This window comes from Marinobacter sp. B-12 (genome assembly GCF_056857915.1).
Genome location: NZ_JBSXOB010000045.1, coordinates 48,207 through 69,889, shown reverse-complemented (window position 1 = coordinate 69,889; position 21,683 = coordinate 48,207). Strand labels below are relative to the sequence as shown.

Below are 21,683 nucleotides of genomic sequence, written 5' to 3'. Positions count from 1 at the left end.
GAAGTGCGTTTAACTGCGATTAAAAAGTGGGCGCAATTATACGGGACAATGGTGTGGATCGAAACTAAACGTTGGTATCGCCTTACCGCTACAATTGCATTTGTTTGGCAATCAATTCCTTCATGATCTCATCGGTACCGCCACCAATCGACAGGATCTTGCCATCCCGGTAAAGCCGCTCTACGACGGATTCACGCATATAGCCCATGCCGCCGTGGATCTGAACGGCTTCGCGGGTGACTTTCTCACACACCTCCACCGCAAAGTTCTTTGCCATGGCAACCTGCTTGATGGGGTTCTTGCCTGCCTGCATCAGTGCGGCGCAGCGATAAGTATACTCCCGCGCCACGTCCACCTGCGTGGCCATATCCACCAGCTTGTGACGGGTGACCTGGAATTTGTTCACCGGCCGGCCAAACGCCTCCCGTTGGCTGGCCCAGGCTATCGAGGCTTCGAGGGCGATTTCAGCCGTCATGTAGGCCATGATCGATAAGCTGAGGCGTTCGAACAGGAAATTGCTCATGATCGCGATAAAGCCGGCATTCTCGGCGCCAATCAGGCGGTTGGCAGGCACCCGGCAGTCCTCGAAAAACAGCTCCGCCGTATCGCTGGCCCACCAGCCCATTTTCTTGAGCTTCTTGCCGGTGGAAAAGCCGGGCATATCGCGGTCAATCAATAACAGGCTGATGCCACCATGGCCTTCGCCACCGGTGCGAACCGCAACCGTGTAATGATCGGCGCGCATGCCACTGGTGATAAAGGTTTTACTGCCGTTGACGATGTAGTCATCGCCGTCCCTGCCGGCCCGTGTCTTGATATTGGCAACGTCAGAACCACCGCCCGGTTCGGTGACGGCCAGGGCAGTGATTTTCTCACCACGTAACACCGGCGGGACGATGGCCTCTTTCACCTCCGGTCGTGCCCATTTCGCCACCGGCGGGAGGCCGATATCCAGCGACCCCAGGCCGGCGACCAGGCCGCCTGAGGTGGAGCGCATCAGCTCCTCGGAGACGGCGACTTTCATGAAGATGTCGCCTTCACCAATGCCGCCAAGACTCTCCGGAAAACCGACCCCAAGCAGCCCGGCATCCCCAGCGGTCTTATAGAGCTCCCTGGGGAACTCGCCAGCTTCCTCCCAGTCGTCTATATAGGGCAACACATGAGTGGCAACGAACTTGCGGGCACTCTGGCGAACCTGTTCATGGGTATCGTTGAAATAATCAGACACGGAAAGCCTCCCTCAATAGGAAATCATGAGAGCAGTCTCACGCAAAAAAAGGAACCAAGCAAGCGCTTGGTTCATGGAGGGCCCAAAAAGAGTCAGAGCCACGAAGAGGTGGGGTCATCAGGGGGCGTCAAAAACAGGGATGTTTTTGTCGAGCGTACACGGACGTATTAACAGCGTGCCCCTGATGACCCCACCTCTTCGTGGCTTCCTCCCAAGTCAGTCATCCTTGCGGGAGATCGTCTTCACCCCATCGTCAGTACCAAGCAACAACAAATCCGCAGGCCGCCGAGCAAACAGCCCATTGGTCACAATGCCCACAATATTGTTCAACTGCTCTTCCACCTGAATCGGGCGGGAAATATCCAGATTGTGGATATCCAGAATGATATTGCCGTTGTCGGTGGTAAAACCCTCACGATAAACCGGGTCGCCGCCCAGCTTGACGATTTCGCGGCCAACATGACTGCGGGCCATGGGCACCACTTCAACCGGAAGCGGAAACGCGCCCAGGATATCCACCTTCTTGGACCCATCGGCAATGCAGATAAACGTCTTGGCCACTGCCGCCACGATCTTTTCCCGGGTCAGGGCGCCACCGCCGCCCTTGATCAGCTCCAGGCGTTCATTGGTTTCATCGGCACCGTCGATATAAAACTCAAGGGGGCCGGCACTGTTGAGGTCGTACACCGGAATACCATGGCTTTTCAGGCGCTCTGCCGTGGCGTCGGAACTGGCGACGGCCCCATCGAAATCGGTGCGGATATCCGCCAGCAAATCGATGAAACAGTTGGCCGTACTGCCGGTACCCACGCCGATAACGCTCTCCTGATCCAGGTGCGGCCTGATATGGTCCAGTGCGGCCTTGGCGACGGCTTTCTTCAGTTCGTCCTGATTCATCGATCAACTCCGGTTTCGCAGGAAAGTGTGGTTCAAACCGCCATTATAGCCCGTCTGTGGGGCGAGCTTATAGACGGAACCCCGGCAAAGTTTCTACACTGTCCGTTTTCCCAACGACAATCCAACTCCGGACGGACCCATGCCGCAACGCTACATAAAGAAAATCCTCGATGCCCGTGTCTACGATGTGGCCATCGAGACCCCGCTGACTGAGGCCCGCAGCCTCTCCAAGCGCTTTGGCAACAACATTATGCTCAAGCGCGAGGACCTTCAGCCGGTGTTTTCTTTCAAGATTCGCGGTGCCTACAACCGGATTGCGCAGCTCTCTGAAGAGCAGAAAGCCAAGGGTGTGATTTGCGCCTCCGCCGGCAACCATGCCCAGGGCGTGGCCCTGGCTTCCAAGAACCTGGGCATCAAGGCCGTTATCGTCATGCCCCAGACCACGCCAGAGATCAAAGTGCGGTCTGTGCGTGATCACGGCGCCAAAGTGGTTCTCAAGGGCGATGCCTTTGACGAAGCTGCAGCCCATGCCCAGGAATTGATTGCAAAGCACGGGTACACCTACATCCCACCCTTTGACGATCCAGACGTGATCGCCGGGCAGGGCACGGTGGCCATGGAAATCATGTGGCAGTTCAGCAAACCCATCCATGCCATCTTTGTCTGTGTTGGCGGCGGCGGACTGATTGCTGGCATAGCGGCTTACATCAAATACCTGCGCCCTGAAATCAAGGTGATCGGTGTTGAACCCGAGGATTCCAACTGCCTGCAGGCGGCCATGAAGGCCGGCAAGCGGGTGGTGCTCGATGAAGTGGGCATTTTCGCGGACGGCGTAGCCGTCAAGCAGATCGGCAAATACCCCTGGGAGATCTGCAAGGACTACGTGGATGAGGTGATCACCGTCTCCACCGACGAAATCTGCGCCGCGATCAAGGATGTGTTCGAAGATACCCGCTCCATCGCTGAGCCGGCCGGTGCGCTCGGCGTGGCTGGCATCAAGAAGTACATCGAGCGCGAGCAGATCGAGAATGAAAACCTGGTGGCCACCCTTAGCGGGGCCAACATGAACTTTGACCGCCTGCGCTATATCTCGGAACGTACGGAGATCGGCGAAAAACGCGAAGCGATCCTGGCGGTGACCATTCCAGAAAAACCGGGGGCCTTCAAGACGTTCATCAACGCCCTGCACAAGCGCAGCATCACCGAGTTCAATTACCGCTACGCCGATGCCACCAATGCGACCATCTTCGTGGGCATCCAGATTGCGGCAGGCGGCCATGGCCGTGAAGACCTTATCCAGGATCTGCGGGAAACCGGTTATTCTGTCATAGACCTGACTGAGAGCGATCTGGCCAAGCAGCATATTCGTCATATGGTGGGCGGCCACGCCCCGACGATAACCAACGAGAAGGTTTTCCAGTTTGAGTTCCCGGAGCGTCCGGGCGCGTTGCTGAAGTTCCTGATGTCGCTTGGCACCCGCTGGAACATCTCCATGTTCCACTACCGCAACCACGGTGCCGCCTACAGCCGTGTTTTGCTGGGAGCCCAGGTGGAAGACGACGAAGTGAAGGACTTCGAGAAAATGCTCGGCAAGGTTGGCTTCCGCTACGAGAACATGACTGATAACGAGGCTTATCAGCTGTTTTTGGGAGCCGGGAACAACAAGTCCTCGTAATTTGCTGCGAGAACCGGGGAGGGAATACCCTCCCGAAACACGCTCGGGCACATCCATGTGGCGCTTGAGCTCCGCCATCCATGGCTCCGCACATTTTCGGGAGGATATTCCCTCCCCGGTTCGGCGAATTTTGGCTGAGCTTACAAAAATTTAATCTGTGAAAAATTGTAAAACGCCGGATAGGTGTTAGTCTTTCGTCTAATTCTTGAAAACAAGAATAGTTAACTGATTTAGATCGATTTTACTATTCAAAACACCGGAGACTTCCCCCATGGGCCGCAAGCCTGACATTATCCGGACGATTGCGCTGATTTTCGCCGTTGGCCTCGTTATTACAGGCTTCACGTCGCTTCAGGCCGCTGACGATGAGCCGACGGCTTCTGATAGCAACGCCATAACAGTGTCCGCCGTTCGAGACTAAACCTTACCGAAAACTCTTTTCCCTCATTCGGTATCGTTCCCTGTCAGTCACCACGCTGTGTAGAGGGATATCCCAGGGCTCCAGTGGTAACTCCGATACTTTCTGACAGTCATGGGCCAGCCCGATCAGCTTCGGTGCCAGGCGTGGCCGGATTCGCGTGAACGCAAAGGTGCGATCGTAGAAGCCGCCACCCATGCCCAGCCGGCCACCAAAACCATCAAACCCTACTAGTGGAAACAGCACCGCATCCAGCGCCCATGGCGGCCGCTCCAGTCCTTTATGGAAAGGCGGTTCCGGAATGCCAAAGCGGTTGGCTGTCAGTTCGGTGCCATTGGTAAAGGGGCTGAAGACCAGTCTGCCGCGGTGAACGGGATGCAGCACCGGCAAATAGAATTGGATACCCCGCCTGCGGGCAACGTGAACGTAGACCTGGGGGTCTATTTCACCGTCGTTGGGTAGGTAAACCGCGACATGGCGGGCCCGGAACAGGTCGGGGTGTTTCAACAGGTTCAGCGCAAGCTGGTCGGCGGCGACCTGTTGTTCTTCCACGGACAGCGAGCGGCGCTTCTTCCGAAGGGCTTTGCGAAGATTGCTTCGGGATTGCGAGTCAGGGCGTTCTTCAAAGGGCTGGGGTGAGACAACGTTGGTCAACATAACGCTTTTTCTACCATCGGGTTGCCCCTGTTGTACAGAAAAATGTCGTCTGTCACCGGTCTCTGGTTATGTCGGTGTGGAGGGTCGATACGCTATCATTGGCCCTTCAATTTTTTCGTTCAACAGCAGGTCGATCCATGAACCAAGATGCATTAACGAGTGTCCTCGAATTAGACGGCGAAGAACGATACGACTATTTTCTGAGCCAAGTCGGGGAGGAGCGTGAAATCTGGATTCTGGTGAATACGGAGAATCGCTTCCTGAAAATCGTGTCTGAAGTTGGCGATGTGGAGTATTTGCCGGTATGGCCCAGTGAGGCATTCGCGGTGGAATACGGTAAAGGGTCCGAGGATCTCACGCCTAAGTGTATTCCGTTGCCGGATTTTTTCAGGAAATGGGTGCCGGGTCTGACGAAAGATGGGCTGGACGTTGGAGTGCTGCCCGGTGTGGATGCAACCCTTTGGATAACCGAGCCGGAAGAGCTGAAACGCGACCTGCAGGATGAATTGTCGAGTTTCTGATGGCCTTGGTTGAAAGTAAAGCTTCCCGGGCTGCCGTTTATCGGATGTGGCCCTTGAACCCAGAGTTCAAGGTCGGTGGCCGCTGTGACATATTAGGCTTTCCCCATATGGGGACGTGCTCACAATGCCCTGAAGTAGCCACCTGGGTAGTGCGCATCGGCTCGAGGACGAATCCGACCAGCGAACAGCCCAGGAAGTTAGATTTATTATACGGGCATTGCCGGGGCTGATTGCAACACCTGAATCGGATTCCTGCGCAAAGACTAGTTACCGGTGCCTTCGCCCAAAGCGGTATCGAGCTTTTCGTCCATGGCGTTGAGAATCGAACTGGCGGTGTCCGACATGGTGTCCCGCTCGAGCATTTCATTGGTGATGTTGAGAGCTGCCATCACGGCAATACGTTCGGTACCGAATACCTTGCCGCTGGCGCGTATTTCCCGCATTTTGGTGTCCAGGTGCCTGGCGGAGCGGAGAAGGGCTTCCTGCTCTTCCTGCGGGCAGGCGACCAGGTATTCCTTGTCGAGAATCTTGACTTCGACGGTTGTCGGCTGCTGTGGCATCAGTGGTGCTCCAGGGCCCGGAGGCGGCCTATCATGGCTTCGATCTTGTTTTTGGCAAGATCATTCTTGTGCATGAGCTGCGACCGCTCACGGTTCCAGTCGTCCTGCAGCTCGCGCAGCATCGCGTTGTCACGTTCCAGTTTGCGACAGTGTTCGATCAATCTGTCGAGTTTGTCCGCCAGTGCCTGTAGTTCGGACTGTTCCATGAGTCGTCCAACGCCTATATCAAAGAAGTGAACTAACTATAAGTGTGGACTGCAAGTTGGTCAATTTACAGGGATGTCATGGCCTGCGTTGCGTGATGTCCGTCACTCGGGGGCCACGTGTCCCAGTCCCTGTTTGCGGCTGCCACGCCAGGCCTGGAGCGCCGGAATCAGTCCCACGAGCAATGCTGCCAGAGGTACACTGGCGATGATCGACCATTCCGTTGCATTCAGCGGCCGCAGGCCTACCTGAACGCCCCACGTATCCAGTAGCCAGGGGCTAAGAGCCGCGATGCCGGCCGCTCCGGCGAGTATCGCGAGCCCGCAGGCCGCGATGGCCAGCAAAACGCACTCGATCACGTGCAATGCCGAGATGAGCGCCGGCGAAGCCCCGGTAGCCCTGAGAATCGCCACTTCCTGCCGGCGCTGCGCTTGCAGCGTCAGTAACACGGCCACGAGCCCGATCAAACTGGTGACCACCACAAAGCCGGTGATCCCCAGTAGGGCCTTTTCGAACTGGCCCATGATTCGCCACAGTTCGCTGAGTGCCACCCCCGGAAGAATCGCTGATAGTGGTTCGAGCTGCGATTCATTGATCTGGCGCTGAACCTGAAACGTCAGCACTTTACGGTCGATGCCCACGAACGCGGCGGTAATCGCGTCCGGTGTGAGATCCCGTTGCCTGGCCTCTTCGGGTGTGACGGTTCTCCCGGGGATGGCAACACCGGATTCCCAGCCAATATGGATGGCTTCCAGGCCCTCAAGGCTGACGTAAACCGCCTGATCCACCGGTGTGCCGGTAGGGGCTAGGATGCCTGTGACCGTGAACGGAGTGTCCTTGTGGTTGGAGAAGCTGGTCTTGCCGCCGCCATGGGACAGGGTAACCCTGTCGCCGGTCTGGTGGGCGTGCGTGAGGGCCACCTCGGCCCCCAACACCACGTCGAAGACATCGGCGAACCATTCTCCCTCAGCCAACTCGGGTTGCTGGTCCCGGCCGTAGCGGAAATGTTCCGGGAACTGCTCGCTGGTGCCCACAACCCGGTGCCCGCGATAACTGTCGCCCAGCGAAATGGGCACCAGCCAGCCGATGCGTTCATCCTCCTGCAGCTTCTCGTAGGTACTCCAGCGGATGTTGTTGGTGGCGTCACCGATGTGGAAGACGGTGTACAGCAGCAGGTTCAGCTGGCCGCTGCGAGCGCCCACGATCAGGTCTGTGCCGGAGATGGTGTTGGTAAAGGACTGCTTCACTTCGGTGCGAAGGTACTGAACGCCCAAAAGCAAGGTGATACTGAGCGTCAGGGTCAGGGTCACCAGCGCCAGTACCCTGCGCCGATACCACAGGCTTGCCATGGCCAGAGACAACGTCAGCCGCAGGTTCATGGGGTTACCTCAAGGGCCAGTTGGTGGTTAAAACGTTGCGCCAGGCTACTGTCGTGACTGACAAAGACAACGGATGAGTGTTTTTCCGCTGCCAGCCCCAACAACAATTCGATAAAGCGGTCCCGGTTGTCGCTGTCCAGGGCAGAAGTGGGCTCGTCCGCCAGGATCAGTTCCGGGGCGCCGGTCAGTGCTCTGGCGGCGGCTACTCGCTGTTGTTGCCCGACGCTGAGGGTGGTAACACGTCGGTGCCAATGGTTCTGGGGGATGCCCAGGGCAGTCAGCAGGGATTTCGCCTCTGCCTCCGGAGAAGACAAGGCCCGCGCCCGGCGTTTCTGTGACAGCCGGCAGGGCAGTGTGACGTTGTTCAGCGTGCTCAGATAAGGCACCAGGTTGAACTGCTGAAAGATAACGCCCATGTGGTCCGCCCTGAAACGGTCCCGCTGGCCGCTGGTCAGGCCTGCCAGGTCTGTGCCCAGCAATTCCAGGCGACCGGAATTCGGTACGATCAGGCCGCCCAGCAGGCTCAGGAGTGTGCTTTTACCGCTGCCGCTGGGGCCTTGGAGGAAAAGGTGTTCACCGCTGTTCAGTGCCACGTCGGGGTAGCGGATGCCCGGCTGGGTCCGGTCCCAACGAAAAGTAAGTTCGCTGATGCGGAGGGTCTGCCGTGGGGTTACGGAACTCTCTGGGGTTACAGAGCTCTCTTTGTGCAAGTCTGTCTTGCCGGTCATGTCAGGCATTGGTCATCCGGTGTATGATCCCTGAATCGTTACAGGAGACGTCAGTTTTATGTCAGAACCTCTGGAATCCCGCTCACGGAAACGCTCTCTGTTTGCCACCCTGTTTATGGTGACGCTGGTTGCCGCCATCAGCTTTTCAACCGCGGTTAGCGCAAAAGACGCCTCGCAAGAGATCGACTGGCTGGAATTGATGCCGGAGGAGGATCTCAACCTACTCGAGAATATGCCAGAAGTCTCCCATGAGGGTGACGGCCCTGCCACATTGCCGGACGAGATCATGACAGGCCGTGTGGTGCCTGAAATGGATGGTCGGTCGGGCCGGATTCCAGGTTTCGTTGTGCCGCTTAAAACCACGCAGGATATGCGCATTCTGGAGTTTTTCCTGGTGCCATACTATGGCGCCTGCATACACGTGCCGCCACCCCCTCCCAACCAGATCATCCACGTGAAATACAAGAAAGGCTTCAAGCTGGAAGCACTCTACGATCCCGTGTGGATTGAGGGCACCCTGATGATCGAGAAGACCGAGAACGACATTGCTTCGTCTTCATACTCCATCGTGGCGGAGAACGTCTCGCCCTACGAGGAATAATGCCCCGTCAGGGCGTTCGTAAGTCAGTTGTTGACAGTGAATGCCCGGTTTGAAGGTGCCAGCCGGGCACTGCCCTGGCTGGAGGGGCTGACCCATTCAATGGTGAGTTCCTCCATGCCCTCGAACCTCTCCATCAGTGCCGATGTGAATTCCTGGTCGGCGTCGATGCGGTTGCATTCCAGTTGCTGGGATACATCGTATTCCCGATGAGTGGCTTCCCCATGATGTTCTTTGTCGTGATGTCCGTCCTCGTGATGATCGTGCTCGTCGTGGCCGTGATCGTGATGAGTATCCCCATCATGGTTTTCTTCTTCCCCGCCGAGTTCCACAGCAGCGGCTGTCACGCGGCAGTCGTCCGCTGCGGTGTTGATCAGCGGCGTGGTTTCCAGCCAGCGGCTAATGTCCGCCAACCGGCTTTTCTCCGCGTCCGTGCGGGCGCCATGCTCGAACCCGGCGAGATTGTAAGCCGGGGAATTGAGCATCAGGTCAATACGGTTTTCTTCCACCGCCATCTGCAATCGGGCATGGCCGTGCTCGTGGGCGCCGGGATTGTCGGCGGCCAGCGCCACCGGTGCCAGGCTGCAGGCGGCGATCATGCATCCAAGTTTATGCAGCGAGCGGGGACGGTTGGGGGGTATGCATTTGGCGGACATGGCTAACGGCTCTCCTTGGTATTGATATGTTATAACATAATTTACTCTTTCCCGGTCCGGAATCAAGAGGGCAAGTGTCTTAAATGCGCCTGAATGCTAGGATAGGGCCTTCACTCATTCATACAGGACCGTCCCGTTTCATGTCCGAAACCGACACCTCCAACGCCCGCGCCGTCGCCTTTGAGCGCTGGGCCAATGTGTTTACCGCTCACAAGGCTTTCAGTCATCCATCGGAGCTCCACGGCGTACTTTGTGGCCGGCTTGCTGTTGGCGCACGTATTAGTGAAGAGGAATGGCTGGCCATGGTTTGTGAGCACATGGGCCTGCCCCAGGCTGCGATCGACGAATCGGACGAACTGCGGGAATTTATGGCCTCGGCCTATAGCCAGACGCTCGAGTTGCTGAAGGCTACCGATATGAGTTTTCAGCCCTTGCTGCCGGATGACGATTACGCCATCGAGCAGCGACTGGAAGCGCTCACCTCCTGGGTGCGTGGTTTCCTTGAGGGTATGGCGCTGTCCGCTGGCCAGGCACTGGGCGAGGCGCCGGACGAGATTCGAGAGCTCATTGAAGACATGGTGGCGATCAGTCAGGTGGCCGATGATGACGAGCCGGACGATGAAAGCGAACAACAACTGATGGAAATCGTCGAATATGTACGTCTGGGTGCGCTGGCGGTGTTCACTGAGTTCAATCCGCCGGAAAAGCCGTCACCCAATACCCCGACTTTGCACTGAACAACGCTGATACCCGTGGGAGACATTATGGCTTCACTGATACCCGTCAAGGAATTCAACGATCGCCGGCACCGGCTGATGGAGCGAATGGCGTCGGACAGCATTGCCATCCTGCCGGCCGCCCCCGAACGGGTGCGTAATCGGGATGTCCTGCATCCGTTTCGTCAGGACAGTGACTTCCACTATCTGACCGGATTTGGCGAGCCGGAAGCGGTGTTGGTGCTGATTCCCGGCCGGGAGCATGGTGAGTCCGTTCTCTTCTGTAAGGAACGAAATCCGGAAAAGGAGCTGTGGGATGGTTTCCTGGCCGGCCCCGAGGGTGCTATCGAGACCTTCGGCCTGGACGATGCCTTTCCCATTGCCGACATTGACGACATCCTGCCCGGCATGATCGAAGGCCGCAGCCGGGTATATTACCCACTGGGCAAGGATCATAATTTTGATGCCAAGGTGATGGACTGGGTCAAGATGATCCGCAGCAAGGTTCGCTCGGGTGCTCATCCGCCAGGAGAGTTCGTAGCCTTGGAGCACCTGCTCCACGACCTGCGCCTGTACAAGAGCGCAGCGGAAATCAAGGTGATGGCCAGGGCCGGTGAGATCAGTTGTGAGGCCCACAAGCGGGCAATGAAGCGGGCCGGCAAAGGTGTCTTTGAATACGCCCTGGAAGCTGAGCTGATTCACACCTTCATGGAAAATGGTGCCCGCTCCACGGCTTATCCGTCGATTGTGGGTGGCGGCCAGAACGCCTGCATCCTCCACTACATCGAAAACAGCGCCCCGTTGAACGAGGGTGATCTGGTGCTCATCGACGCGGGCTGTGAATTGGAATGCTACGCCTCCGATATCACCCGTACCTTCCCGGTCAGCGGAAAGTTCAGCCATGAGCAGCGGGCCCTGTATGAAGTGGTTCTGGCGGCCCAGTACGCGGCCATTGAGGAAGTCCGTCCCGGGAATCACTGGGACCACCCCCACCAGGCCGCACTGAAAGTGCTTACCCAGGGCTTGATCGAGCTTGGCCTGCTCAAGGATACGACAGTAGAGCAGGCCATCGAGGAGCAGGCGTTCAAACCGTTTTTCATGCACCGTACTGGCCACTGGCTGGGCCTGGATGTACATGATGTCGGGGACTACAAGGTGGGCGATGCGTGGCGGGAATTGGAGCCAGGCATGGCGCTGACCGTGGAGCCCGGGTTATATGTGGCGCCGGATAACACCAGCGTGGATGAGAAGTGGCGTGGTATCGGCATTCGCATTGAGGATGACGTGGTGGTGACGAAAGAGGGCTGTCGGGTCCTCACTGATGCGGTTCCCAAGACCATTCCCGAGATTGAAGCGCTGATGGCCGACTGACCGTGAACCAGCACGATACCGATATCATTATCGCCGGTGGCGGGCTGGCGGGAGCCACCCTGGCGTTGGCGCTGGCGAGAACCCTGCCGCAACTGCGGGTGACCGTGGTGGAGGCGTTTCCGTTGTCTCCGGAGGCCCTGCCGGACAGCTATCAGCCCAGCTACGATGCTCGTTCCACGGCGCTGGCCTGGGGCTCAAGGTTGATCTTTGAAGAATTGGGCCTGTGGCAACGGCTCTCCGAGCACGCTACGCCCATTCGCCATATTCATGTATCGGACCGTGGGCATTTTGGCGCCACGCGCCTGAACGCGGCCGAGCACCAACAGGAGGCCCTGGGCTATGTGGCGGACAACCGCTGGATGGGGCTGTGCCTGATGCGGGAGCTGCTGCAGACCGATGTGGTCTGGGAAGCGCCGGCGGAAGTAACCGCCATGCAGCCGCTACCGGAGGGTGTCCGCGTTACCCTGGGTGCCGACAACGGCGAACGGGAACTGACTGCGCAGTGCCTGGTGGTGGCTGACGGTGGCCGCTCCGGCCTGCGTGAAACGCTGGGCTTCCGGGCCAACGAACAGGCCTATGATCAGCATGCCCTGATCGCCAATGTTTCCACCTCCGATAGCCACGGGTTCACGGCGTTCGAGCGTTTCACCGATGCTGGCCCTATGGCGTTGTTGCCTCACGGCTCACCAATCCGGGCGGGAACCACTGCCGCGTTGGTCTGGACCCTGAGCAGTGGGGCACTTGAGGAACTGCTGTCGCTGAGTGATGAGGACAAGTGTCAGCGGCTTCAGCAACGGTTTGGCTGGCGTCTCGGGCGGTTTACCCACATCGGGGAATGCAGCCACTATCCGCTGACCTTGAAAACCGTGGATGAGGCGGTTCGCCCCGGTGTTGTGTTGGTAGGCAATGCGGCGCACACCCTTCATCCGGTTGCCGGTCAGGGCTTCAACCTGGCCTTAAGGGGGCTAACGGCTCTGGTTGAGCAGTTTCGTGTGGCGGTCGAGCAGCAGCAACCCCTGGGCAGCCTGGGAGTACTTAACGCTTACCAGATTCGTCATCGCCGGGACTGGCAACAGACAGTGCGGTTTTCCGATTCACTGATCCAGCTCTTCGGCAATCACTTGCCCCTGGTGACCACGGCACGCGACGCTGGCCTGATGGGGCTGGATCTGTTGCCTGGCGCCAAGCGCTGGTTTGCTCGCCAGGCCATGGGCATGGGTGGGCGCCGGGCCGAACTTCGCACTCCTGACAACGCTTTCCCGGAACGTAATGACCATGAGTGAGCAACCGCAATTCGATATTCTGGTGGTCGGCGGCGGCATGGTGGGCTCGGCCCTTGCGCTGGGCTTGTCGCGGCAGGGCTGGAATGTCGGGCTGGTGGAAGGCGCCGACCGAAAGTCCTTGATGCAGGCCCCCGGAGAAGCAGCATCGGTGGAGGATTTCGATCCTCGCGTGAGCGCCATTTCGGTCGCCAGTCAGCGCCTGCTGGAACAGTTGGGGGTATGGTCGGACATAACCGCTGGTCGCCATTGTCCCTACCAGACGATGACCGTATGGGACGGCGATGGCACCGGTCGCATCCAGTTCGAGGCGGCAGAACTCCGGGCACCAGCATTGGGGACCATCATCGAGAACCGTCGAATTGTACGGGCATTGTTTGACGCCCTGGCCGATAGTACTGCGACTCTGATTGATGGCGTCAGGGTGAGTGGCTGGTGGCAGGATGAGCAGACGCGTGGCATACGCCTTGAAGACGGTCAGGCCATAGGGGCCAGGCTTGTAGTAGCTGCGGACGGTGCCCATTCCCGACTGCGCCAGTGGGTCGGGTTGCCGACCCGCGAGTGGGATTACGGCCAGCAGGCCATCGTATGCACCGTTCGAACTGCCCAGAGCCACGGCTTTACGGCCTGGCAACGGTTTTCGCCCACTGGGCCACTGGCGTTCCTGCCATTGCTGACGGAGTCCGGCGATGAGCATTTCTGCTCCATTGTCTGGTCCCAGGATACCGAAGAGGCCCGGCGCCTGATGGCGCTGGAGGATGATGTTTTCAAGGCGGAACTGGAGCGTGCGATAGAGCGTGAACTGGGCGCAGTGGATGTCGTTTCCCGTCGCCACGCATTTCCTTTGCGTCAACGCCACGCCAAGGAATACATTGCCACCGGCTTCGCGCTGGTGGGCGATGCAGCCCATACCATTCATCCCCTGGCCGGCCAGGGGGCGAATCTGGGTTATGGGGATGTTCGTGCATTGCTGGACGAACTGGCCAGTGCCCGGAGCAAAGGCATTGATCCAGACAACGAGCTTGTGCTGGCCCGTTACCAGCGTCGTCGCAAGGGTGAGAATCTCGCGATGATGGCGGCCATGGAAGGTTTCAAGCACCTGTTTGGCCGTGATGAGTTGACTGTGCGTTGGCTGCGCAATACCGGCATGCGCTGGCTGAACCAGCTTGGACCAATCAAGAACCGTATTGCGGCCGAGGCCATGGGGCTGGATGCCTGATCATGGCTTGCGGGGCGCACCACCAACGTAGTTGAACCAAAAGGAATTCGTTATGGCTGCCAGCAGTCTTCTCGTATTGATTGATGACATCGCCACGGTTCTGGACGATGTTGCATTGATGACCAAGGCAGCCACCAAGAAAACGGCTGGTGTGTTGGGGGATGACCTTGCGCTCAATGCCCAGCAGGTAACCGGTGTGAAACCCGCACGGGAGCTGCCGGTGGTCTGGGCGGTGGCGAAGGGCTCCATGCTCAACAAGGCCATTCTGGTTCCGGGCGCTCTTGCCATCAGTTTCTTCGTGCCCTGGTTGGTGATTCCCCTACTGATGCTGGGTGGCGCCTTTCTCTGCTTTGAGGGGTTTGAAAAAATTTCTCACCGGTTCCTGCACAGGCAGGAAGATGAGCAACACAAGGAAGAGCTCCACAACGCCCTCAAAGATCCCGACGCCGATCTGAAAACGGTTGAGAAAGACAAGATCAAAGGCGCGATCCGCACAGACTTTATCCTGTCGGCTGAAATCATAGCGATTACCCTGGGAACAGTCAGCAGTCAAAGCATCGGAATGCAGTTTATGGTGCTGACGGTCGTCGCGGTAATGATCACCATCGGTGTCTATGGACTGGTGGCCGGTATTGTGAAGCTGGACGATGGCGGTCTGTACCTTAGCCAGAAAGAAAGCCCGTTAGCCAGGCGAGTTGGGGAGGGCATCCTCTGGTTTGCTCCCTGGATGATGAAAGCCTTGTCAGTGCTGGGGACCATTGCCATGTTCCTGGTGGGTGGTGGCATTCTCACCCATGGGCTGCCGCCGGTGTCTGAAGCCATTCGTCATTTTGTCGAAGGTTTCGGTGGTGTTGGGCAGGCCGTTATTCCGGTGCTTGCGGACGGCCTTTTCGGCGTTGCGGTGGGGGCGTTACTGGTGGCGGTGATCACACCACTGACAAAGCTGTGGAAGGCGCGTTCGGCCTGAATTAAACGCAGGCATCGAAAAGGCGGCTGACCAGCACCGGTACGGCGGTTTCCACCCGAAGGATGCGGCTGCCAAGGTGTACCGCCTCGCAACCTGCCTCGACCAGTTTGTCGACTTCATAGGGAATGAATCCTCCTTCCGGGCCTATACACAGGGTGGCGGGCTCGTTGATCATGGCTGGGCACGGCGTGCGGGTGCCGGGGTGGGCGACAAGCGCCCGGGTGTTTTCCATAAGTGCCGGTAGTTCATCCTCCACAAACGGCTTGAACAGCTTGCGGATACGAACGCGGGGGAGGCGGGTGTCTCGTGCCTGCTCAAGCCCCAATGCCATGTTTTCCCTCAGGTTATCTTCTGAGAGCCACGGTGTTTGCCAGAAGCTTTTTTCCACCTTGTAGGCGTTTATCAGCCAGATGTCCTTAACCCCAAGGGTGGCACAGGTCTGCAGCACGCGACGGAACATTTTTGGCCGCGGCATGGCGAGAATCAAGGTAAGGGGTATGGGAGCAGGGGGTGGGGTGGTCAATTCCACCTGTAGTACAGCCTCAGTATTGGTGAGCTGGAGCACGCGGCCCGTTCCAATCTCTCCGTCTGCCAGCCCCACAGGGACCAGGTCGCCTTCCGACACCTTCAACACTGAATTCAAGTGCGCCAGTCGGCGGCCTTTCAATATGGCTCTGTCTGCAGCCACGAAATCATCCGGGAATAATAGCGCCAGATTCATTCGTTGGAGGCATCCGTTGCGTCAGGTGATTCCACTTCCCGTCTGGCGAGTCGCCCAAACAGGATGCCCAGCTCAAACAGCAGCCACATGGGTAAGGCCAGTAGGGTCTGGGAGATGATATCTGGCGGAGTAAGCAGCATGCCGATCACGAAGCAGCCCACCACAATGTATGGGCGTTTTGCAGCGAGGTCCTCAGGCGTGGTGGCACCGGTGAGAATCAGCAGTATGGTGGCGATGGGAATTTCAAAGGCAACACCGAAGGCGAAGAACATTTTCAGTACGAAATTGAGGTAGCTGCTGATATCCGGCAACTCGACAATGCCTTCCGGGCCGATGGCGGTGAAAAATCCGAACACCAGTGGGAACACCACGTAGTAGGCAAATGCCGCCCCCAGATAGAACAGGACGACTGAGGTAAACAGCAAGGGGAACGCGAGTTTCTTCTCGTGGGCATACAGGCCCGGCGCAATAAAGCTCCAGAGCTGGTATAGAATCACCGGAATGGCCACGAAAACGGCCAACACCAGAGCCAGTTTCAAGGGGGCAAAGAACGGCGACGTGATGTCCGTTGCGATCATGGTCTGGCCGACGGGCAGCAAATCCCGCAAGGGTTGCGATATCAGCAGGTAGAGTTCGTTTGCGAACGGATAGATGGCGGCAAAGCAGATGATCACCGCCAACACCATTTTCAGCAGACGGTTGCGCAGCTCCAGCAAGTGTTCCACCAGCGGCATTTCCGGCTGGGTATCTTCGGGACGAGGGGCGTTTTTGCCGTCAGGCTGGGTTGTCATGAACGGTTATCCGGCGTGCTTTCCTGTTGTTTCGGGGTGCCATCGGCCGAAGGGTCCTGCGCCTTGTCATCTTCTCGCGGCGGACCCTCAGGGTCCAGAGAGGCATGGCCGGAGCCGTTGGCCGAGGTTGGGTCTTCCTCCGGGTCCAGCATGGGTTCCGTCTTGGGCTCTGACTGCGTGGCAATCCGCCGGGTTGCAGGCGCGGGCCGGTGTTTAGCCTTTTCGTCGTCGGACAGAACCATGTGCTCGTATTTCTTGGCCTCGTCCAGGGCGCCGCGAACCGATTTCTGCACATCATCCAGGCCGACATCGCCGGCCTTGCGCAGTTCTTCACGAAGTTCTTCCGCCTTGAGTTGGCGGTCGAGTTCCGATGAAAACTGGCTCACCATGCGACGGGCACCACCAATCCAGCGCCCGGCTGCCCGGGCTGCTGTAGGCAGGCGCTCGGGGCCGAGAACCAGTAACGCAATAACGCCGCAGATCAGCAGCTCGACAAAGCCGATATCAAACATTCAGCCCGTCTCAGCTGTGGGACTTGTCCCGTGGCTTCTCTTCGGCGCCGGCTTCATGGGCCTTCGCGTCGGACTCTTCTTCGATGGTGCCCGGGCTGTCGTCCTTCTTGTCGTCTTCGTTCATGGATTTCTTGAACCCACGAATGGCACCGCCCAGATCACCGCCGATGTTGCGGAGTTTCTTGGTTCCGAATAACAGGATGACAATGCCAAGTACGATTAGGAGTTGCCAGATACTGATGCCCATGACGGGACCCTCGTCTTAAGTTTCTGTTACGTTTGATTGTACGCCACTTCGGGGGGCTTCCGGAAACCCTCTTCGGGGGCTACCCGGGTTACTGATCCCGGGAGGCTTTCTCTTCAAGGCCAGACAGATCAAATCGGCTGGCGAGTTCGTCGATGACGTCCTTGGGGCCAAGACCTAACCGGGACAGCATCACCATGCTGTGAAACCAGAGGTCGGCGGTTTCATAAACCACGTCCCGGGTTTCGCCAGAGTGCTCCGCGTCCTTGGCGGCCAATAACGTCTCAGTGCACTCTTCCCCTACCTTTTCCAGGATTTTGTTGAGCCCTTTCTGATGCAGGCTGGCGACATAGGATGTCTCCGGGTCTGCTTCCTTGCGGGCTTCCAGCACCTGAGCCAGTTGCTCGAGAACGTCACTCATGGTTGCTACCTCCCTGTTTTTTGCCGTAAATAGCCTCGGGGTTCCGCAGAACCGGGTCGACGCTCGTCCATTGTCCGCCTTCCAACCGGCGATAGAAGCAGCTTCGTCGCCCGGTGTGGCAGGCGATACCGCCTTTCTGCTCGACCTTCAGAAGAATCACGTCCTCATCGCAGTCCAGCCGGATTTCCGAGATCACCTGCTGGTGGCCGGAGGTTTCCCCTTTGCGCCACAATTTTCCGCGGGACCGGGACCAATACACGGCCTGGCCTTCCTCGGCGGTCAGCCTGAGAGACTCTGCGTTCATCCAGGCCATCATCAGAATGTCGCCGGTAGCGGCATCCTGGGCAATGGCTGGTACCAGTCCATCTGTATTCCAGCGAATTTCCTTTAACCAGTCAGGCGCCCCGACTCTAGCGTTTGAATCTTGCATTTAGATGACGTCCGTCAGTTGTTTCGTTCACGGCCAACAACCAGCCAGGCCGCTGCGGCCAGTAAGGCCCAGCCATGAATGGGCATGGTCTGTGCCAGGGTGGCAAGGTCATGGTCGAGGCTCAGCCAGGCCACACCAGCCAGGGCGACTGCGGCCATTCCTCGTCGCCAGCGCCGGTCGGCCCGTGCACGGTTTTCACGAATAAGCTCCAGTGTAGCGCGACTGGGGTGGTCGTTGGAGCCCGTGTTGCGTAACTGCACCAGCGCGTCGTGTACCAGTTGTGGCATTTCCGGCGATTGCTCCAGCCAGGCAGGCAAATGGGACTGCAGGGATTTGATCAGGCCGGACGGGCCGATGCGTTTGCGCATCCAGGCTTCCAGGAAGGGTTGAGCGGTGCTCCACAGGTCCAGATCCGGGTAAAGCTGGCGCCCCAGACCTTCCACGTTCAACAGGGTTTTCTGCAGCAGCACCAGTTGCGGTTGCACCTCCATGTTGAAGCGCCGCGCCGTCTGGAACAGCCGTAGCAAAAAATGGCCGAAGGAGATGTCTTTCAGTGGTTTCTCGAAAATTGGCTCGCAAACGGTGCGTATGGCGGCCTCGAATTCATTGACCCGGGTGTCCGGTGGCACCCAGCCGGACTGGATATGCAGCTCGGCGACCTGGCGGTAATCGCGGCGGAAAAACGCCAGCAAATTGCGGGCAAGGTAGCTTTGATCATCCGGTGCAAGGGTGCCAACGATGCCGAAATCGATAGCAATGTATTTCGGGTCGGCGGGGTTGCTGACATCCACAAAAATATTGCCCGGGTGCATGTCGGCGTGGAAGAAACTGTCGCGGAAAACCTGGGTGAAGAAGATTTCCACCCCTTTTTCCGCCAGTACTTTCAGATTCACGCCGGCTTCACGAAGCGCCGGAACATCGGCAATAGGAATGCCGTGGATGCGCTCCATCACCAGTACCGACTTGCGGGTGTAATCCCAGTCGATGGAGGGGATATAAATCAGCGATGAGTTCTCGAAATTACGGCGCAGCTGGCTGGCGTTGGCGGCTTCGCGTTGCTGGTCGAGTTCGTCATGAATGGTGGAGTCGTAGTCTGCCACTACTTCCACCGGGTGCAGCCTCCGGCCTTCCGACCAATAGCGTTCAAGCAGGCCGGCCATCATATACATCAATGCCAGATCCTGGCGGATGACCCGTTCAATGCCGGGGCGGATGACCTTGACCACCACTTCCCGGCCGTCAAGGAGAGTAGCGGCATGCACCTGGGCGACCGACGCAGAAGCCATGGGTTCGCGGGAAAACTCTGCAAACAGTTCCGAGACCGGTGCACCGAGGGATTTTTCAATAATGCTCTGGGCGGCATCGCCAGGAAAAGGCGGCACCCGGTCCTGCAGGTGCTTGAGAGAAAGCGCCATGTCGTCGGGAAGCAGGTCCCGGCGCGTCGACAGGATCTGACCGAATTTGACGAATACCGGCCCCAGCTCTTCAAACGCAAGGCGCAGGCGGTCCCCGCGGTCCAGCTTGGGTTTCGGGAACAGGTGCCAGGGGGCCAACAGGAAAAACACCTTCAGCGGAACAGGCAGTTCCGCCAGTGGTAGAAAGGTGTCCAGCCGGTAGCGGCAGAAAACCCAGGCAATGCGGAACAGGCGTTGCAGGCGCGTCACGGCGTCTCCGTTTGGTTTTGTTCTCTGGAATGCTCCAGCCGCTTGATCCTGGCTTCCAGGCGTTCAGTCTTCAGGTTCAGCCGGTCGATATCGGTAAACGTGGCTTCCAGCTCCCGGCGCCCAGGCAGGCTTCGGCTTTCCTCATGAATGTATTCTTCAACATTGGCGTTCAGGGATGTAAACGCCTGTCGGCTCCAGCGAACAGCCCCGCGAACGCGCTGGCCGATAAAATGCGCAGGCACATCACCCACATACCCGGCCATGGCGGCTTCCCAGTCAGGGTTGAGTTGGTCGATGGCGCGCTGGAACTGGTGCGCCATGGCGGTATCGCCAGTCACGTGAATGCGGCCTTCGCTGAAAACTCCGTCATCGCCGGTGGCCAGGGCGGCAAATGCCATGGGGCGGCCGGACAGGATCAAAGCAGGGGCTTCCGCCGGCTGGCTGGCAACCCGAATGAGATTCCCCGCCTGTTGCAGCGTCAGTGTGAGGCCGAGCCCGTCCAACGAAAACTGTACCGGCTCCGTGAGCGCTGACATCAGCGCCCGCCTGCCAGCGGGGTCCAGCGCCAATGCCCGGTTGAGCGCGCTCTCAATGATAGAGGTGGCGGCGGACAACAGGGTCGGGCCGGGAAACATCAGGGCTTGATTCCCACATGCAGGGCGACCACGCCGCCGGTCATGTTGTAGTACTTGCAGTTCACCAGGCCGGCCTCTTCCATCATCGCCTTGAGCGTATCCTGGTCCGGATGCATGCGGATGGACTCGGCCAGGTATTGATAGCTGTTGGAGTCACCTGCAATCAACTGGCCCATCAGCGGCAGCGCGTTGAATGAATACACGTCATAGGCTTTGCTGAGCAGAGGGTTCTTCGGTTTGGAAAACTCCAGCACCATCACCTTGCCACCGGGTTTCAGTACCCGGGTCATATCCCGCAGGGCCTGGTCCTTGTCGGTGACGTTACGCAGGCCAAAGGCAATGCTCACAGCGTTAAAGCTGTTGTCCGGGAACGGCAGGTGTTCGGCGTCCGCCTGTACGTATTCGATGTTGCCAGCGTAGCCACGGTCCATCAGCCGACCCCGCCCAACCTGCAGCATGGACGCATTGATGTCGGCCAGTACAACCTTGCCAGTTGGGCCGACCAGGTCGGAGAACTTCATGGTCAGATCGCCGGTACCACCGGCAATATCCAGCACCTGGTGCCCCTTGCGCACGCCGGAAAGCTCAATGGTGAAACGCTTCCAGAGGCGGTGGATTCCCATGGACATGAGGTCGTTCATCAGGTCGTACTTGCCGGCCACGGAATGGAACACGTCAGCGACCTGACCCGCTTTCTGGCTTTTCGGCACGTTGCGAAAGCCAAAATGGGTAACGTCGTCTTTTGGTGCTTCCGCCTGCGGCTGGTCGGTAGACGGTTGTTGCTCGCTCATGGGCCTGTCCTGTCAGAATCTGAACCCCGTATTCTAACGCTTGCGGGGGTGGCTACAAGTTTAATGCCGCCTTACACTATAAATTGCGTCCGAAATCCTGGAGATATCCGTTTCATGTCCACAATTGATGTACGCCGTACTCATTCCCTCGACAAAGAACACGCCCGTCAAGCGGCGGAAACCCTGGCTGAGGACCTGTCAAAGCAGTTCGATGTGAACTATCAGTGGGAAGGGGATCACCTCAAGTTCAAACGCAGTGGCGTTAAAGGCCAGTTGGAAATCACCGATAGCAATCTCCATGTTCATCTCGAACTGGGCATGATGCTGCGGCCGTTCAAATCGCGGATTGAGCAGGAAATCCACTCCCAGCTTGACCAGATCCTGAAGGCCTGAGTTCCCC

At 58.2% G+C, this 21,683-nt stretch carries 27 protein-coding genes and 1 other RNA gene; 10 read left to right on the top strand and 18 right to left on the bottom strand.

From position 1 onward, the window contains the following. Positions 1 to 88: 88 nt before the first annotated feature. Complete coding sequence (locus AC13D2_RS07255) at positions 89 to 1,228, bottom strand: acyl-CoA dehydrogenase family protein (protein ID WP_482938395.1); 1,140 nt, start codon at positions 1,226 to 1,228, stop codon at positions 89 to 91. 216 nt (positions 1,229 to 1,444) lie between these two features. Continuing rightward, a complete protein-coding gene (rpiA, locus tag AC13D2_RS07250) occupies positions 1,445 to 2,125 on the bottom strand; it encodes a ribose-5-phosphate isomerase RpiA (protein WP_292048749.1) in 681 nt (226 codons plus the stop codon). Between the two features lie 139 nt (positions 2,126 to 2,264). Between rpiA and ilvA the strand changes: the two genes are divergently transcribed. Together ilvA and AC13D2_RS07240 are read left to right on the top strand one after the other, a co-directional pair. Next, positions 2,265 to 3,800 (top strand): threonine ammonia-lyase, biosynthetic, encoded by a 1,536-nt coding sequence (gene ilvA / locus AC13D2_RS07245; protein ID WP_292048748.1) that lies wholly within the window; start codon positions 2,265 to 2,267, stop codon positions 3,798 to 3,800. A gap of 271 nt (positions 3,801 to 4,071) precedes the next feature. After that, a complete protein-coding gene (locus tag AC13D2_RS07240) occupies positions 4,072 to 4,221 on the top strand; it encodes a hypothetical protein (protein WP_292048747.1) in 150 nt (49 codons plus the stop codon). Between the two features lie 3 nt (positions 4,222 to 4,224). Here AC13D2_RS07240 and AC13D2_RS07235 read toward each other — a convergent pair whose 3' ends face one another. Beyond that, a complete protein-coding gene (locus AC13D2_RS07235) occupies positions 4,225 to 4,875 on the bottom strand; it encodes a 5-formyltetrahydrofolate cyclo-ligase (RefSeq protein ID WP_292048746.1) in 651 nt (216 codons plus the stop codon). Between the two features lie 137 nt (positions 4,876 to 5,012). Here AC13D2_RS07235 and AC13D2_RS07230 point away from each other — a divergent pair, with 137 nt between their 5' ends. Then, a complete protein-coding gene (locus AC13D2_RS07230) occupies positions 5,013 to 5,396 on the top strand; it encodes a DUF2750 domain-containing protein (protein WP_482938394.1) in 384 nt (127 codons plus the stop codon). Positions 5,397 to 5,414: 18 nt separating this feature from the next. Here the strand turns inward: AC13D2_RS07230 and ssrS are convergent. From ssrS to AC13D2_RS07205, 5 genes are all read right to left on the bottom strand, one after another. Continuing rightward, positions 5,415 to 5,595: non-coding RNA, 6S RNA (gene ssrS, locus AC13D2_RS07225), on the bottom strand. Positions 5,596 to 5,659: 64 nt separating this feature from the next. Then, positions 5,660 to 5,956, bottom strand: coding sequence for a cell division protein ZapA (locus tag AC13D2_RS07220; RefSeq protein WP_007153201.1), 297 nt, complete (start codon positions 5,954 to 5,956; stop codon positions 5,660 to 5,662). After that, a complete protein-coding gene (locus tag AC13D2_RS07215) occupies positions 5,956 to 6,162 on the bottom strand; it encodes a TIGR02449 family protein (protein ID WP_292048743.1) in 207 nt (68 codons plus the stop codon). Before AC13D2_RS07215 ends, AC13D2_RS07220 begins: the two co-directional genes overlap by 1 nt. Positions 6,163 to 6,264: 102 nt before the next feature. Beyond that, positions 6,265 to 7,539, bottom strand: coding sequence for an ABC transporter permease (locus AC13D2_RS07210; RefSeq protein ID WP_300497159.1), 1,275 nt, complete (start codon positions 7,537 to 7,539; stop codon positions 6,265 to 6,267). After that, on the bottom strand, positions 7,536 to 8,276 hold the full coding sequence (locus AC13D2_RS07205) for an ATP-binding cassette domain-containing protein (protein WP_482938393.1): 741 nt from the start codon (positions 8,274 to 8,276) through the stop codon (positions 7,536 to 7,538). The genes AC13D2_RS07210 and AC13D2_RS07205 overlap by 4 nt, the downstream gene beginning before the upstream one ends. Positions 8,277 to 8,325: 49 nt before the next feature. Here AC13D2_RS07205 and AC13D2_RS07200 point away from each other — a divergent pair, with 49 nt between their 5' ends. Beyond that, positions 8,326 to 8,868: a DUF3299 domain-containing protein gene (locus AC13D2_RS07200; RefSeq protein ID WP_421911414.1), complete on the top strand. Its 543-nt coding sequence runs from the start codon at positions 8,326 to 8,328 to the stop codon at positions 8,866 to 8,868. 23 nt (positions 8,869 to 8,891) lie between these two features. On the opposite strand, the gene AC13D2_RS07195 is transcribed toward AC13D2_RS07200, so the two are convergent. Continuing rightward, positions 8,892 to 9,521 carry a ZrgA family zinc uptake protein gene (locus tag AC13D2_RS07195; RefSeq protein WP_482938392.1) on the bottom strand — a complete coding sequence of 210 codons (630 nt, stop codon included), beginning with the start codon at positions 9,519 to 9,521 and terminating at the stop codon, positions 8,892 to 8,894. A gap of 140 nt (positions 9,522 to 9,661) precedes the next feature. Here AC13D2_RS07195 and AC13D2_RS07190 point away from each other — a divergent pair, with 140 nt between their 5' ends. Genes AC13D2_RS07190 through AC13D2_RS07170 form a run of 5 tightly spaced genes read left to right on the top strand, consistent with a single transcriptional unit; the run spans position 9,662 to position 15,074 of the window. Beyond that, on the top strand, positions 9,662 to 10,258 hold the full coding sequence (locus AC13D2_RS07190; RefSeq protein ID WP_292048740.1) for a UPF0149 family protein: 597 nt from the start codon (positions 9,662 to 9,664) through the stop codon (positions 10,256 to 10,258). A gap of 27 nt (positions 10,259 to 10,285) precedes the next feature. After that, positions 10,286 to 11,608, top strand: a complete 1,323-nt coding sequence (gene pepP / locus AC13D2_RS07185; RefSeq protein WP_482938391.1) for a Xaa-Pro aminopeptidase — start codon at positions 10,286 to 10,288, stop codon at positions 11,606 to 11,608. A gap of 2 nt (positions 11,609 to 11,610) precedes the next feature. Next, the gene (gene ubiH / locus AC13D2_RS07180) at positions 11,611 to 12,891 is read left to right on the top strand and encodes a 2-octaprenyl-6-methoxyphenyl hydroxylase (protein WP_482938390.1); all 1,281 of its coding nucleotides are present in this window, start codon (positions 11,611 to 11,613) and stop codon (positions 12,889 to 12,891) included. Next, a complete protein-coding gene (locus AC13D2_RS07175; protein ID WP_292048737.1) occupies positions 12,884 to 14,107 on the top strand; it encodes a UbiH/UbiF/VisC/COQ6 family ubiquinone biosynthesis hydroxylase in 1,224 nt (407 codons plus the stop codon). The genes ubiH and AC13D2_RS07175 overlap by 8 nt, the downstream gene beginning before the upstream one ends. A 52-nt stretch (positions 14,108 to 14,159) precedes the next feature. Beyond that, positions 14,160 to 15,074 carry a DUF808 domain-containing protein gene (locus AC13D2_RS07170; RefSeq protein ID WP_300497170.1) on the top strand — a complete coding sequence of 305 codons (915 nt, stop codon included), beginning with the start codon at positions 14,160 to 14,162 and terminating at the stop codon, positions 15,072 to 15,074. 1 nt (position 15,075) lies between these two features. On the opposite strand, the gene AC13D2_RS07165 is transcribed toward AC13D2_RS07170, so the two are convergent. The 9 genes from AC13D2_RS07165 to ubiE all read right to left on the bottom strand — a co-directional run bounded on the left by AC13D2_RS07165 (position 15,076) and on the right by ubiE (position 21,283). Continuing rightward, on the bottom strand, positions 15,076 to 15,795 hold the full coding sequence (locus AC13D2_RS07165) for a 16S rRNA (uracil(1498)-N(3))-methyltransferase (protein WP_292048735.1): 720 nt from the start codon (positions 15,793 to 15,795) through the stop codon (positions 15,076 to 15,078). Next, positions 15,792 to 16,586 (bottom strand): twin-arginine translocase subunit TatC, encoded by a 795-nt coding sequence (gene tatC, locus AC13D2_RS07160; RefSeq protein WP_292048734.1) that lies wholly within the window; start codon positions 16,584 to 16,586, stop codon positions 15,792 to 15,794. Before tatC ends, AC13D2_RS07165 begins: the two co-directional genes overlap by 4 nt. Then, positions 16,583 to 17,098 (bottom strand): Sec-independent protein translocase protein TatB, encoded by a 516-nt coding sequence (tatB, locus tag AC13D2_RS07155; protein WP_300497175.1) that lies wholly within the window; start codon positions 17,096 to 17,098, stop codon positions 16,583 to 16,585. Before tatB ends, tatC begins: the two co-directional genes overlap by 4 nt. A gap of 10 nt (positions 17,099 to 17,108) precedes the next feature. Beyond that, positions 17,109 to 17,345, bottom strand: a complete 237-nt coding sequence (gene tatA, locus AC13D2_RS07150) for a twin-arginine translocase TatA/TatE family subunit (RefSeq protein ID WP_292048732.1) — start codon at positions 17,343 to 17,345, stop codon at positions 17,109 to 17,111. An 88-nt stretch (positions 17,346 to 17,433) separates the two neighbouring features. Next, positions 17,434 to 17,763 carry a phosphoribosyl-ATP diphosphatase gene (locus AC13D2_RS07145; protein ID WP_007153186.1) on the bottom strand — a complete coding sequence of 110 codons (330 nt, stop codon included), beginning with the start codon at positions 17,761 to 17,763 and terminating at the stop codon, positions 17,434 to 17,436. Further along, the gene (gene hisI / locus AC13D2_RS07140) at positions 17,756 to 18,193 is read right to left on the bottom strand and encodes a phosphoribosyl-AMP cyclohydrolase (RefSeq protein WP_300497178.1); all 438 of its coding nucleotides are present in this window, start codon (positions 18,191 to 18,193) and stop codon (positions 17,756 to 17,758) included. The genes AC13D2_RS07145 and hisI overlap by 8 nt, the downstream gene beginning before the upstream one ends. Before the next feature lie 14 nt (positions 18,194 to 18,207). Then, a complete protein-coding gene (gene ubiB, locus AC13D2_RS07135; protein WP_292048729.1) occupies positions 18,208 to 19,857 on the bottom strand; it encodes a ubiquinone biosynthesis regulatory protein kinase UbiB in 1,650 nt (549 codons plus the stop codon). Further along, entirely contained in the window at positions 19,854 to 20,492 is a 639-nt protein-coding gene (locus tag AC13D2_RS07130) for a ubiquinone biosynthesis accessory factor UbiJ (protein WP_292048727.1), read from the bottom strand. The genes ubiB and AC13D2_RS07130 overlap by 4 nt, the downstream gene beginning before the upstream one ends. Then, positions 20,492 to 21,283, bottom strand: a complete 792-nt coding sequence (gene ubiE / locus AC13D2_RS07125; protein ID WP_292048726.1) for a bifunctional demethylmenaquinone methyltransferase/2-methoxy-6-polyprenyl-1,4-benzoquinol methylase UbiE — start codon at positions 21,281 to 21,283, stop codon at positions 20,492 to 20,494. Before ubiE ends, AC13D2_RS07130 begins: the two co-directional genes overlap by 1 nt. Positions 21,284 to 21,397: 114 nt before the next feature. Between ubiE and AC13D2_RS07120 the strand changes: the two genes are divergently transcribed. Beyond that, the gene (locus AC13D2_RS07120; RefSeq protein ID WP_007153181.1) at positions 21,398 to 21,676 is read left to right on the top strand and encodes a polyhydroxyalkanoic acid system family protein; all 279 of its coding nucleotides are present in this window, start codon (positions 21,398 to 21,400) and stop codon (positions 21,674 to 21,676) included. Positions 21,677 to 21,683: the final 7 nt, after the last annotated feature.

What these genes read in the sequence shown, in the direction of transcription:
- tatB (WP_300497175.1), bottom strand. Translation starts at nt 17,098, where the DNA reads ATGTTTGATATCGGCTTTGTCGAGCTGCTGATCTGCGGCGTTATTGCG.
- AC13D2_RS07200 (WP_421911414.1), top strand. Translation starts at nt 8,326, where the DNA reads ATGTCAGAACCTCTGGAATCCCGCTCACGGAAACGCTCTCTGTTTGCC.
- AC13D2_RS07190 (WP_292048740.1), top strand. Translation starts at nt 9,662, where the DNA reads ATGTCCGAAACCGACACCTCCAACGCCCGCGCCGTCGCCTTTGAGCGC.
- AC13D2_RS07145 (WP_007153186.1), bottom strand. Translation starts at nt 17,763, where the DNA reads ATGAGTGACGTTCTCGAGCAACTGGCTCAGGTGCTGGAAGCCCGCAAG.
- tatC (WP_292048734.1), bottom strand. Translation starts at nt 16,586, where the DNA reads ATGACAACCCAGCCTGACGGCAAAAACGCCCCTCGTCCCGAAGATACC.
- AC13D2_RS07165 (WP_292048735.1), bottom strand. Translation starts at nt 15,795, where the DNA reads ATGAATCTGGCGCTATTATTCCCGGATGATTTCGTGGCTGCAGACAGA.
- AC13D2_RS07215 (WP_292048743.1), bottom strand. Translation starts at nt 6,162, where the DNA reads ATGGAACAGTCCGAACTACAGGCACTGGCGGACAAACTCGACAGATTG.
- ubiE (WP_292048726.1), bottom strand. Translation starts at nt 21,283, where the DNA reads ATGAGCGAGCAACAACCGTCTACCGACCAGCCGCAGGCGGAAGCACCA.
- AC13D2_RS07230 (WP_482938394.1), top strand. Translation starts at nt 5,013, where the DNA reads ATGAACCAAGATGCATTAACGAGTGTCCTCGAATTAGACGGCGAAGAA.
- AC13D2_RS07205 (WP_482938393.1), bottom strand. Translation starts at nt 8,276, where the DNA reads ATGCCTGACATGACCGGCAAGACAGACTTGCACAAAGAGAGCTCTGTA.
- AC13D2_RS07220 (WP_007153201.1), bottom strand. Translation starts at nt 5,956, where the DNA reads ATGCCACAGCAGCCGACAACCGTCGAAGTCAAGATTCTCGACAAGGAA.
- AC13D2_RS07235 (WP_292048746.1), bottom strand. Translation starts at nt 4,875, where the DNA reads ATGTTGACCAACGTTGTCTCACCCCAGCCCTTTGAAGAACGCCCTGAC.
- AC13D2_RS07240 (WP_292048747.1), top strand. Translation starts at nt 4,072, where the DNA reads ATGGGCCGCAAGCCTGACATTATCCGGACGATTGCGCTGATTTTCGCC.
- AC13D2_RS07210 (WP_300497159.1), bottom strand. Translation starts at nt 7,539, where the DNA reads ATGAACCTGCGGCTGACGTTGTCTCTGGCCATGGCAAGCCTGTGGTAT.
- AC13D2_RS07175 (WP_292048737.1), top strand. Translation starts at nt 12,884, where the DNA reads ATGAGTGAGCAACCGCAATTCGATATTCTGGTGGTCGGCGGCGGCATG.
- ilvA (WP_292048748.1), top strand. Translation starts at nt 2,265, where the DNA reads ATGCCGCAACGCTACATAAAGAAAATCCTCGATGCCCGTGTCTACGAT.
- AC13D2_RS07170 (WP_300497170.1), top strand. Translation starts at nt 14,160, where the DNA reads ATGGCTGCCAGCAGTCTTCTCGTATTGATTGATGACATCGCCACGGTT.
- tatA (WP_292048732.1), bottom strand. Translation starts at nt 17,345, where the DNA reads ATGGGCATCAGTATCTGGCAACTCCTAATCGTACTTGGCATTGTCATC.
- AC13D2_RS07120 (WP_007153181.1), top strand. Translation starts at nt 21,398, where the DNA reads ATGTCCACAATTGATGTACGCCGTACTCATTCCCTCGACAAAGAACAC.
- hisI (WP_300497178.1), bottom strand. Translation starts at nt 18,193, where the DNA reads ATGCAAGATTCAAACGCTAGAGTCGGGGCGCCTGACTGGTTAAAGGAA.
- rpiA (WP_292048749.1), bottom strand. Translation starts at nt 2,125, where the DNA reads ATGAATCAGGACGAACTGAAGAAAGCCGTCGCCAAGGCCGCACTGGAC.
- pepP (WP_482938391.1), top strand. Translation starts at nt 10,286, where the DNA reads ATGGCTTCACTGATACCCGTCAAGGAATTCAACGATCGCCGGCACCGG.
- AC13D2_RS07130 (WP_292048727.1), bottom strand. Translation starts at nt 20,492, where the DNA reads ATGTTTCCCGGCCCGACCCTGTTGTCCGCCGCCACCTCTATCATTGAG.
- AC13D2_RS07195 (WP_482938392.1), bottom strand. Translation starts at nt 9,521, where the DNA reads ATGTCCGCCAAATGCATACCCCCCAACCGTCCCCGCTCGCTGCATAAA.